Source organism: uncultured Phascolarctobacterium sp. (assembly GCF_905212365.1).
GTDB lineage: Bacteria > Bacillota > Negativicutes > Acidaminococcales > Acidaminococcaceae > Phascolarctobacterium_A.
The window spans coordinates 13799-25424 of the sequence record NZ_CAJMEH010000010.1 but is presented as its reverse complement, the minus strand read 5'-3'; the positions used below and the strand labels follow the sequence as shown (position 1 = coordinate 25424).

Annotated in this window: 7 protein-coding genes; all 7 read right to left on the bottom strand. The window is 49.7% G+C overall.

All coding sequences use genetic code 11. The features are described from left to right. Positions 1 to 38 precede the first annotated feature (38 nt). A complete protein-coding gene (locus QZ105_RS03080; RefSeq protein ID WP_293728387.1) occupies positions 39 to 2888 on the bottom strand; it encodes a DEAD/DEAH box helicase family protein in 2850 nt (949 codons plus the stop codon). Position 2889: 1 nt separating this feature from the next. Then, on the bottom strand, positions 2890 to 4986 hold the full coding sequence (locus QZ105_RS03075; protein WP_293728386.1) for a DNA methyltransferase: 2097 nt from the start codon (positions 4984 to 4986) through the stop codon (positions 2890 to 2892). Positions 4987 to 5199: 213 nt separating this feature from the next. Continuing rightward, a complete protein-coding gene (gene pyrE, locus QZ105_RS03070) occupies positions 5200 to 5781 on the bottom strand; it encodes an orotate phosphoribosyltransferase (RefSeq protein WP_293728385.1) in 582 nt (193 codons plus the stop codon). 24 nt (positions 5782 to 5805) lie between these two features. Beyond that, positions 5806 to 6525, bottom strand: coding sequence for an orotidine-5'-phosphate decarboxylase (gene pyrF, locus QZ105_RS03065; protein ID WP_293728384.1), 720 nt, complete (start codon positions 6523 to 6525; stop codon positions 5806 to 5808). A gap of 167 nt (positions 6526 to 6692) precedes the next feature. Then, complete coding sequence (locus QZ105_RS03060) at positions 6693 to 7646, bottom strand: dihydroorotate dehydrogenase (RefSeq protein ID WP_293728383.1); 954 nt, start codon at positions 7644 to 7646, stop codon at positions 6693 to 6695. Next, on the bottom strand, positions 7640 to 8407 hold the full coding sequence (locus QZ105_RS03055; protein WP_293728382.1) for a dihydroorotate dehydrogenase electron transfer subunit: 768 nt from the start codon (positions 8405 to 8407) through the stop codon (positions 7640 to 7642). Before QZ105_RS03055 ends, QZ105_RS03060 begins: the two co-directional genes overlap by 7 nt. 2 nt (positions 8408 to 8409) lie before the next feature. Beyond that, positions 8410 to 11625, bottom strand: coding sequence for a carbamoyl-phosphate synthase large subunit (carB, locus tag QZ105_RS03050; protein ID WP_293728381.1), 3216 nt, complete (start codon positions 11623 to 11625; stop codon positions 8410 to 8412). Position 11626: the final 1 nt, after the last annotated feature.

Here is an 11626-nt window from a genome sequence, read left to right as displayed (position 1 = left end):
GTGCTCCCGCAAGGAAGCACGGCTGTTTTGCGTGTTATTTAACTGGTTTCAGAAAAGCCGTAGTTCTTAAAAATCCTATCAAACTCATCATTGGTTGTAGCCAAGCGCACGCTTTCACGCACTGCTCTTTGTGAAAAGTCTAAACGCACATACTTGCCGTGGGTTTTGCGTATCATTTGTACGCGTTTTACATGCGGTTCATCTTCAACATATTTGGCGAGACTTTTGGCTTTGGCTAAATTGTCTTTAAAATCGTCGCTGTGCGGTTCCAAAATATCGATTACGTAATCGATTTGCGGATCGCTGCGGACAATTATAAAGTCTGGATAAAAGCCCTTGACTTGACCGTCTATCTCATAAGGCAAGCACAAGCTCCAATCTTTTTTTGCGGGATTACGCAGCCAGCAGATGAAATCGGGACGAGCCATTTCTTCTTCAACGACTTCTTTTTCCCAAGAATTTAATTTGATTTTAGCGATACCGTTATCGTCCGCATAAAGATGGTTTTTATATACTGTTCCGTCTTCGTCAAGTTTGGCGTTAATTATTTCCGGCAAAAGTAAGATGTGTTTGCTTATCGCGTCGCTGTCGGTTACTATTTTGCGATAGCGGCTAAAACATTTTTCACCTTTAAAAACGATATAATTGCGATATTCATCGTCTAACGCGTGGAATTTTTCTTTCGCATAGTCGTTGAGCTTCTCCAAACATTCATGGGAAGCGGCGAAAAGAATGCAATCTACTTTATAGCCGTTGGGTTCGTTATCGTCCCAATAATATCGCGCGTAATGTTGCGGCAATCCGAAGTTTCCCAGCTTGGCGTTGGCTATCGTCAGCTGTGGGTCAAGAATTTCATCGGAGGCGATGAATAAATCTTTTTCCTGTAGGTTTTGCACTTGAGCGCCGAAAATATCGAAGACGTGCATGGATAACTTCATTTGCAGCATTTGCTTTTTAGCGGCGCTGTATTGTCCTGCTGCTTTAAGCTGTCCGATATAAGCGCGGATTAAATTTACCATATCCTTGGTAACTTCATCTTTTGCCGGCCTGTATACGTCGTAAGAAGTTAAGAGTTCGCTGAGCGCCAAAACTGATTTGAGATAATTATTTATTTGCACACTTTTTACGGTATAAGTGGTCATGCCAAGACCGTTGATGTGCTTGAGGACTTTTTCCCTGTTAAGCGTAGGAAAGATTTCCATTTGTTCCGCTTGTTCAGCAATTATGTTAGGCGTTGTTGGAACGTTTTGAGTGGCGTTATTTGCAAATTGCATTGGCATTGGCGGTATGTTTTGCGGGTTAGCGTTTGCCATTGCCGTTTGCGTTTCCGTAGTGTTTGAAGAGGCTGGCTGTGTATTGGCTGTTGCAACCTGCGGCGTAGTCTTATCGCTATCGCATTTTTTATGAAGTACGATTGGTTGAGGCGGCAGGACGCTTTCGTTTTCATCTACCGGAAACAAAGTGGGAGTTGCCTGCGCCATTTGCGCCATCGGCACTATACGCGGACGCACGTGCCAAGGTACGTATACGGGATTTTCTATATCTTCCTCATCGACGATCGTCGGAATATCGTCGACTTCCGAACTTTGCAGCTCGGCGACTACTTTAGCCACGTTATCCTGGTTGAAATATGGCAGGAACAAGCGCACATCGTTTAAGTAATCGTCAACTAAAACTTTATTTTGCAACGGCGTGCGCACCATGCGTCCCAAAAGCTGCGCTATGTAGGTCGTATCTTCGGCGGTACGGAAGGACATCATCGTTTCCGCACGTGGGCAATCCCAACCCGTGGAAAGATTTTCTTTGAACAAGACTACTTTAATTTTTCTGTCGTCGGCAATATCTTCCGGCTCGACATGAAATATTTTTAGCCCAGCAATTTCTACATCTCCCGTAGAACCAAAAGTATGCACGACCTCACCGAGATTAAATTTGCGGCCAAGGCGTTTTTCTATATGCGTAACGACGTCGGCTATATCGGTATGGGAAATAGTCGTGCTGTTGCCGGCCTGCACCTGGATAATAAAAGCCGGTTCTACCTGCTTATAATGCTGCTGCGTGCAATATTGCCGCCAGTGCTTGCACTTTTCCTGCCATTCGTCCGTTGCTTTATCCAAAACGGCCATATCATTATACCGCTGCATATCCTGCGGATGAATAATAATGATACGGTCTTTCAAAAGCCCGGATTCCCTGACGCTTTCCGCGCTGATACGCTCATAATATATTGTAGAGGACAAACCTTCAACCAATTTATTAAAACGCTGCGCCGTAGCGCTCATGCCGATTACTAAAGGCATGGGCGACAAATTATGCTTAGGGCTGCCCTTTAAGAACCGCTGCATGATGGATGTAGCCTTGCCTGCGTCGTTTCCCAACGAACCGCGGTGGGCTTCATCGATGATAAAATACAGACGGTCGGACTTCGTTTCCAAAGTGTTTTGCAAAGTTTCCCAAATCGTGTACTGCCTGCTGTCGGAATGTTTGGCAAGATTGCTGCTTTTGCTGAGCTTTTGCGTGTTGAGAAAATAAATGCAGCCGTCGCTTAAAAATTCCTGGTCAAAAGAATTATCTTCGATAGTGACGCACTGCCCCAACCGGATTTTATCGGTCTTCGCTTCAATTTTTTGTTGCGATTGCGCATTAAGGCTTGGAGAATCGGAAAGCCAGACAAAAATGGCGTCGGCTTGCGGCAGATAAGCATCCGTACCGCAAAAAATATCTTCAATAAGGGCGGATATAATTATCGTTTTGCCCGCGCCTGTAGGCGCTTGCAAAGAAACTACCTGCGGAGTTTGCGTGCGCTTGAACGCGCCGAGAGCTTCAGCTGCTTTTAGCCGCAAATTTTTTACAGCGCCGCTTTGAAAAGGAAATAATTGGCACTTCATGTTAGCTTCTCCTATAGTTGATGCTGAAATTATCCAGATAGTCGCGGTATAATTGGAAGGTATGCTCTACATTAAGTTCGTTTATTTTAGCGCGGTACCCATCTTCGTAATTAGTGACGATATAAACATAATTTATTTCAGTGTGTGCTTCAAGCTGCTCTTGAAAATCGGCAAAGCAGTTTTCGTTGATGAGCACGGCGAAACGGTTTTGCGGCAAAACCAGCATATCGGGGACTTCGCTGTGTTCTAACTTGGGGCAGGAGCCGACAGCTCCTGATTTTAACCATAACAGAGGCAACAGCTCTTTAAACTGCCTGCCAAGAGATACGGCTGTTTTGTCCAAAAATCCCAGCTTAAAGAAAGCGCAGTTGGCGGCAAAGCCGTCGGCCATGGGCTTGCCGCTGCCGATATATGCACCCTTCAAAGGATTGCCGTTGATATCTACGCCTTTAATAGAACATTTTGTGCGCGGCCAGGTAACGTAACGCGCAATGCCTAAGTTTTCCCATTCCGCGTCGCCGGGGCGATAGCCTTTTTGAGTTAAACTTTTCGCCTCGTCCACGGAAACCTCGTTATTCGTTACCATTATGCAACGGCGTCGGCCGCCGTCTTCGGCGTTCAATAAATTGACGGCGTGCAGCGTAGTGCCGCTGCCGGCGAAGAAATCGACGATGAGGGCGCGGGGCTTGTTAGCGACAAAAAATCTTATTGCGTCATGTACAGAGTAGAGTGATTTTGGAAATGAAAATCTGCTGCCAATAATATTTTGGATTAGTTTGCTACCAAATTCGGTAGCATTATGGGTAGGAATCCACCATTGATTACAAGGAATAAATTCTTTAATATAATTATCGTCGTTTAAAATCAATGAACCATCTTCGTTTTTTCCTATGGTCACTATCTGGCCGCTTTCCACTTTTTTTTGCCAACCTTCAGAGATATATCTTAAGGTTATACCCCGATTAGTTTGCAAACTAATGCGTACATAACCTTTTTGCTGTATAGACAAAAATTTATCACGAGAATATTGCCATCTACCTTCAGTACCATCAGCGTGAATAGGGAATATTGCTATTTGCCCTTCGGGAACTACAATACTGTTTTTATCTACATCTTTAGCTAATGGTAAACCTGCACCGATAAAATGTTTCTTATCGCCACTTATAAATATAGGATAAAAACAGCCAGGGGAATCTTTACGTAAAGAGCCAGAGCCACTTCTCATAAGACTTCCCCAACGTACAGTTTTGGTTGTGGAAGTTTTTATGTTTCCTGACCATTCATCAGGAAGTGGCAATGCTTTAACATCACACAAACCTAATCTAATAATAAAAATATATTCATTTACTCTAAAAAATTCTGAATTTCGTGCGACTCCTTTAGAATTTATAGCTGAACTAATCATCTGTATTCGTGCTTCAGGAAACATTTCCTCCAGCAAGCAGCCTAAATACAAATATTCTTTTTCATCAATAGTTACAATTAGTACGGAATCTTTAGGGTTGAGCAGTTTCTTTGCCAACGCCAAACGCTTTTCCATAAACGACAGCCATTTGCTGTGACGGTAAGCGTCGCTGGCATCTACGTAATTATTATTGTACTTCCAATCCTTGGCTCCGGTGTTGTAGGGCGGGTCGATATAAATGCAGTCTACTTTGCCGTGGTACAGATAATCCAAAAGCTGTAAAGCATGGTAGTTATCCGCTTCTATGAGCGTGTGCCACAAATCGCTGCCAGGGGCGTTGCAAACGCTGTCGACGGGCTGCAAATAAGGATAGATGGGTTCCCCGAACGTGGCGACAACGACTAAATCTTTTACCAAAAAATTTACGCGTTCGCCTGCATCTTGCTTAATGCAGTCAGCGATGCCGTTTTCCACCGATAATACTTTATAAGCATCGGACAGGGAAGATTTTTTTGGCGCAACGGTTTTGCCCGGCGTTACGGGGACGTTGTATAAAGGCGTACATTCCGGCAAATGATTTTCAAATACAAGGCCGAATTTTTTCCCTTTTTGCATTTTGCTGATTTCTGCGGCGATACGCGCGCGCAAATCTTTATCGGATATTTTATTGATTAAATCGTCTATGGCTGCCATTGCTACACTCCTATGATAATTTTAGGTGGGTCTTAGATGTATAGAATTTGAGTTTAATTTTATTTAATTCTACACTGCCGACCAAAAATCCCCCTTATAAAAAATAATATTTTTTTAAGCGGGAATCGTAGGAAGCGGCTTTTGCTTTCAGTTTCTAACGCAAAAACGCCCGGCCTGCTTCCTCAAGCAAGCCGGACGCTGTAATAACTGCGATTATTTACCTGTTCTGCCGCGTTTCGTAAAGGGAATTTCCTTAGCGCACAGAGGGCAGCTATCAGGATTAAAGGTTTCTACATTCAAATGCAGCAAAGCTTCGGTGCGCACGCCAAAGTCCACCTTGCCGCCGCTGCGGTCAACCAAAAGGCCCACGCCTACCAGCTCGCCGCCGTGCTCCTTAACGACCTCCATAACCTCTTTTACGCTGCCGCCGGTAGTAACGATATCCTCTACCACCAGCACACGGGTGCCTTCGGGAATCTGGAAGCCGCGGCGCAGAGTCATCTTGCCGTTTTCACGCTCGGTAAAAATAGCGCGAGTACCCAAAGCCTTGCCCACCTCGTGAGCCAGCAGAATGCCGCCGGTCATGGGGCCTACAACCAGCTCCACGTTATCGTTTGCATAACGGCGGGCGATCTCCTGGCACAGACGCTCAGTATATTTCGGATGCTGCAGCACGTTGAATTTTTCTACATACATAGGGCTGTGCAGGCCGCTGGTCAGCAAAAAGTGGCCGTGCAGCACAGCTTCGGTTTCCTCGAGCATTTTTAAAACGTCTTTTTCTTCTAAAACTGCCATTTGCTATATCTCCTTCTGCGTAAATTACGCCTGAATTTCTTCCACGATGGCTAAAGCCGCAGCCTGCCTGTTTTCAGCCTTGGTAATAGGACGGCCGACAACGATATGGCTGGAACCGTTTTGGAACGCGCCCGCCGGAGTGGCAACGCGGCTTTGGTCGTCCAAGGACGCGCCTGCCGGACGCACGCCGGGCGTGACAATCAAAAAGTCGCTGCCGCAGGCTTCACGGATAGCCGCAGCCTCGCGGGGAGAAGCCACCACGCCGTCCATGCCTGCTTCCTTAGCCAATTTAGCCAGGTCGATAACCTGCTCGGCAATGGTATTTTTATAGTTCAGACCGGCAAACTGCTCGTCGTCCATGCTTGTCAGAATGGTTACGGCGATCAGCTTCGGCGCAGGACGGCCTGCTTTTTTAGCCGCTTCATGCACAGCCTTAACAGCCTCGGCCATCATTTTTTTGCCGCCCACTGCATGAACGTTCATCATATCGGCGCCCAAATCGCTGAGCACCGTTAAAGCATGAGCCACAGTATTAGGAATATCCTGCAATTTCAAATCCAGGAATACATGCTTGCCCTGAGCCTTCAAAAAGCGAATGATCTCGCTGCCCACGGCATAATACAGCTCCATGCCCACCTTGTAATAGCTTACGGCGTCGCCCAGCTCCAGCACGCAGGATTTAGCCTGCTCCAAAGTGGGGAAGTCTAAAGCTACTATTAGCCTGTCATCAGATTTTATAATCATAATAATTATTTCTCCCGAAATGCGTTATAAGCGTTGCTCCCTCCGTCTGCTCGCCAGCTCGCATCCACCTCCCTCCAAGAGGGAGGAAAAATTAAGCTTATAAGAGTACATTTGTGCCCCCTCTTAGAGGGGGCTGTCACCGAAGGTGACTGAGGGAGTTTAATTTATTATTTATATAAAGGCATACTATATTTGCCCTCTGGCAGTGCTAGACCAACAATGTCAGTAATTTTCTCTAAATTATGGCGGTCCAGATAAGCCAGCATACCATGAGCGATAGTTTCGGCAATATCGGGCTGCACAAAATTAGCCGTACCGACAGCTACAGCGCTGGCCCCGGCCAGCATAAATTCAATAGCGTCCTCAGCGCACATAATGCCGCCCATACCAATGATGGGCACGCGCACAGCCTGCGCTACCTGATATACCAGGCGCACTGCTACCGGACGCACTGCCGGGCCGCTCAAGCCGCCGGTGATATTGCCCAGTACCGGGCGCTGACGCTCGATATCGATCTTCGTTCCCAAAAGGGTGTTGATCATGGAAATAGCGTCCGTCCCTGCCGCCTCTACAGCCTTCGCCATAGCGACAATATCCGTCACATTGGGCGACAGCTTGGTAATCACCATTTTCGAGGTATTTCGCTTCACCTGCGCCACAACCTCGGCAGCTGCCTCCGGACAAGTGCCGAAAACAATGCCGCCCTCTTTGACGTTGGGGCAGGAAATATTTATCTCTACGGCGTCCACTCCGTCCACATCCAGCTTTTTGGCAACCTGGCCGTATTCCTCAGGCGAATGACCGTAGATGTTGACAATTACCGGCACGTCGTATTGGCGCAGCTCCGGCAAGGTATGCTGCAAAAAGTAATCGCTGCCGGGATTTTCCAAACCGATGCAGTTAAGCATACCGGAAGGAGTTTCCACCGCCCGCTGGCCCTTATTGCCTGCCGCTGGCAGCAGCGAGGTGCCTTTAACGGTTACAGCGCCTACCTTTTCCAAATCGAGAAAATCGGTAAACTCCAGGCCGAAGCCAAAGGTGCCGGAACCGGTAGTAACGGGAGTCTGCATTTTCAGCCCGGCAATATCCACTGCCAGACGTCCATCATACAAATTTACCATTCGCCTACCTCCTCCGCCCAAAATACGGGACCGTCCTTGCACACCTTAATGCGTTTGCCAATGCCCTCGCAGGCGCAGGACAGGCACGCTCCCAAGCCGCAGGCCATGTATTTTTCCAGCGACACCTGACATTTAACGCCCGCTTCCAGGCACGCGCCAGCCACGGCGCGCATCATGGGCACAGGGCCGCACACATAAACGCAGTCGTAGCCGCCCTTAGCCAGCAGCTCCGGCAGCAAGGCCATAACCGTGCCCTTGACGCCTGCGCTGCCGTCGTCAGTCGTCAGATAAACATTCTGACACAAGCCCTCGTACAGCTTCGTCCAAAACAGCTCGTCCGCCGTGCGTCCGCCCATGAGGATATCCGTGTGGCCGCTGCCAAAGCCCTCCGCTAAAAAGAGCAGCGGAGCCAAGCCTAAACCGCCGCCTACCAGCAGCGGCTTTTGCGCGCTCATATCGAAGCCATGGCCCAATGGTCCCACGATGCTCAGCACATCACCGGCGCAGACGTCCGCTAAAATATGCGTAGCCTCGCCGATAATGCGGTAAATCATAGTAAAGGTGCCTTGCTCCCGGTGTACGCCCGCTACGCCGAAGGGACGGCGCAGCAGCGGCGCAGTATTTTTGCACACCTGCACGTTGACAAACTGTCCGGGAACAGCCTGCGCCGCGATTTCAGGCGCGTATACGTCTATCAATTTTGTGGTACTGTTGAGAATACGCTGGCCAATCACCTTGGCCGACGCTATGGTCTTAGCCATAATCAATCCTCCCAGCTCAAGCTTAAATCCTGCAAAGCGACAACGCTGACTACACGGCGGCGGCGCATAGCGCTCATAACGCGCTGCAATTCACGCGCCGTATCCATGGAGGTCAGGCAGGGAATAGCGTGTTCTACCGTAGAACGGCGAATCTTGAAGCCGTCGCGCTCGGCGTCGCGGCCATGGTTGGTGGTGTTGATAACCATGCTGATACGTCCCGCTTTGATGTCGTCCAAAATATTGGGATGACCTTCGCTGACCTTCGTAGCCACGTTCACATTAACGCCCTGCTCCTGCAGGTATTGGGCGGTACCGCCGGTTGCGGTGACAATATAGCCCAACTCCTCAAAGCCCTTGGCGATTTCTACCGCTTCCGGCTTATCCATATCGGCCACGGTAATCAAAATGGAGCCTTCGTGCGGCACGTTGATGCCGGACGCCAGGCAAGCCTTGTACAGCGCGCGGCTGAACTGATAATCGCAGGCCATTACCTCGCCGGTGGACTTCATCTCCGGCCCTAAGGTAATATCTACATTGGACATTTTATTGAAGGAGAATACGGGAGCCTTAACGGCATAGTAGTCGGGGAACAGGCGCAGGCCCGGCTTAAAGCCCTGCTCGCGGATGCTCTTGCCCATAGCGCATTTCGTAGCCACATTGACCATGGGTACGCTGGTTACTTTGCTCAGGAACGGCACGGTTCTGGAGGAACGCGGGTTAACCTCGATAACGTAAACATGCTCGTCGCGCACGATGTACTGAATGTTAATCATGCCCTTAACTTCCAGCCCTAAGGCCATTTTATTGGTGTAGTTGATAATCGTTTTAATAACGGATTCGGACAGGCTGCGCGGCGGATATACGGCAATGGAGTCGCCGGAATGTACGCCTGCGCGCTCTACGTGTTCCATAATGCCGGGGATCAGCACCTCTTTGCCGTCGCAGATAGCGTCGACTTCCACCTCGGTACCCTGCAGGTAATGGTCAACCAGCACAGGATGCTCGTGGGAAGCCTTTACGGCGCTGGACATATAGTGCTTCAGCTCCTCGTCGTTATAGACGATTTCCATAGCGCGGCCGCCCAGTACATAGGAAGGACGCACCATAGTAGGATAGCCTACGTCGTGAGCCGCAGCCAAAGCGCCTTCGGTATCGAATACGGTATGGCCCTGCGGGCGGGGAATATCACAGTTGGTCAGCAGCTCGTCAAAGCGCTCGCGGTCCTCGGCGCGGTCGATGCTGTCGACGCTGCTGCCTAAAACCTGCACGCCAGCCTTGGACAAGGGGCCTGCCAGATTGATGGCCGTCTGGCCGCCGAACTGTACGATAACGCCCTCCGGCTTTTCCTTGTCGATAACATTGAGCACGTCCTCCACCGTCAGCGGCTCAAAATACAGCTTATCGGAAATATCGAAGTCGGTGGAAACTGTTTCCGGGTTATTATTGATGATGATGGTTTCGTAGCCCAGTTCCTTCAACGCCCAAACGCAGTGTACAGAGCAGTAGTCAAATTCTACGCCCTGACCAATGCGGATAGGACCGGAGCCCAGAACGACTACCTTCTTCTTATCCGTTACCTCTACCTCGTCCTCAGTTTCATAGCAGGAGTAGTAGTACGGCGTAGCGGCTTCAAATTCTGCGGCGCAGGTATCAACCATCTTGTAGGTCGGGATAATTCCCCACGCTTTACGCAGGTCGCGGATTTCAAACTCTGTTTTGCCAACACGGGCAGCAATCGTCTTATCGGCAAAGCCCATCTTCTTGGCCTTACGCAGCAGGCTGGCAGTCAGCTCGTGCGTTTCCAGCGCGCGCTCCATCTTGACGATGTTCTGAATCTTGGACAGGAACCATTTATCTATTTTCGTAATGCTGTGAATATCGTCGATAGTAATACCGCGGCGCATAGCCTCGGCGATTACAAAGCAGCGTTCGTCGTCAATCAGCTTGATGCGGTCATGGATTTCTTCGTCGCTCAAGGCCTTCAGCTCCGGCATCTCCAGATGCGTCAAGCCAATTTCCAGGCAGCGCACAGCCTTCAGCATGGAAGCCTCCATGGAGCGCTCGATAGCCATAACCTCGCCGGTAGCCTTCATCTGCGTACCCAAAGTGCGGTCGGCAGTGACGAATTTATCGAAAGGCCAGCGCGGGAATTTAAGCACGATATAGTCCAGCGTAGGCTCGAAGCAGGCCTTGGTCTTTTGGGTAACGGCGTTTTCAATCTCGTCCAGATTATAGCCCACGGCGATTTTGCTGGTTACTTTAGCGATGGGATAGCCCGTGGCCTTGGAGGCCAGAGCGGAGCTGCGGCTTACGCGGGGGTTTACCTCGATAACGTAATAGTTTTCAGAATAAGGGTCCAAGGCCAGCTGTACGTTGCAGCCGCCTACTACGCCCAGCTCGCGCACGATGTCGATAGAAGCCTGACGCAGCAGCTGCACCTCGCGGTCGCTCAAGGTCTGCGCCGGAGCCACAACGATAGAATCGCCGGTGTGTACGCCTACGGGATCCAGGTTTTCCATGGAGCAAACGGTAATACAGTTATCGGCAGCGTCGCGGATAACCTCGTACTCTATTTCCTTCCAGCCGGCAATGCTGCGCTCGATAAGGCACTGGCCGATGGGGCTGTAGCCCAGGCCCTTTTGCACGATATCAACCAGCTCGTCCTCATTGTCGGCAATGCCGCCGCCAGTGCCGCCCAAGGTATAGGCCGGGCGCACAATCAAAGGATAGCCGATCTGGCGGCCAAAGGCGCAGGCTGCCATAACTGTTTCTACAATAGTGGATTCGGGAATGGGCTGATGGATTTTTTCCATCGTTTCCTTAAACAGCTCGCGGTCCTCGCCTCTCTTAATAGCGGAAATCTGCGTGCCTAACAGGCGTACCTTGTATTCGTTCAGGATGCCCTTTTCCTCAAGCGCCATAGCCATGTTCAGTCCCACCTGGCCGCCCAGGGTTGCCAGCAAGGAGTCGGGACGCTCGCGTTTAATAATATTTTCCAAAAATTCAATGCTGATAGGTTCTACATAGACGCGGTCGGCAATATGCACGTCGGTCATAATCGTCGCCGGATTGCTGTTGACCAGCACAACCTCCAGCCCTTCTTCCTTCAAAGCACGACAGGCTTGAGTACCGGCGTAGTCAAATTCCGCAGCCTGACCGATGATGATGGGGCCGGAACCAATCACGAGAACCTTTTTTATATTGCTAAGCTTCGGCATG

Bases quoted from the DNA above. Each gene is read 5' to 3' on its own strand.
- QZ105_RS03055 (WP_293728382.1), bottom strand. From the start codon at position 8,407: ATGGCTAAGACCATAGCGTCGGCCAAGGTGATTGGCCAGCGTATTCTC.
- QZ105_RS03060 (WP_293728383.1), bottom strand. From the start codon at position 7,646: ATGGTAAATTTGTATGATGGACGTCTGGCAGTGGATATTGCCGGGCTG.
- QZ105_RS03080 (WP_293728387.1), bottom strand. From the start codon at position 2,888: ATGAAGTGCCAATTATTTCCTTTTCAAAGCGGCGCTGTAAAAAATTTG.
- QZ105_RS03075 (WP_293728386.1), bottom strand. From the start codon at position 4,986: ATGGCAGCCATAGACGATTTAATCAATAAAATATCCGATAAAGATTTG.
- carB (WP_293728381.1), bottom strand. From the start codon at position 11,625: ATGCCGAAGCTTAGCAATATAAAAAAGGTTCTCGTGATTGGTTCCGGC.
- pyrF (WP_293728384.1), bottom strand. From the start codon at position 6,525: ATGATTATAAAATCTGATGACAGGCTAATAGTAGCTTTAGACTTCCCC.
- pyrE (WP_293728385.1), bottom strand. From the start codon at position 5,781: ATGGCAGTTTTAGAAGAAAAAGACGTTTTAAAAATGCTCGAGGAAACC.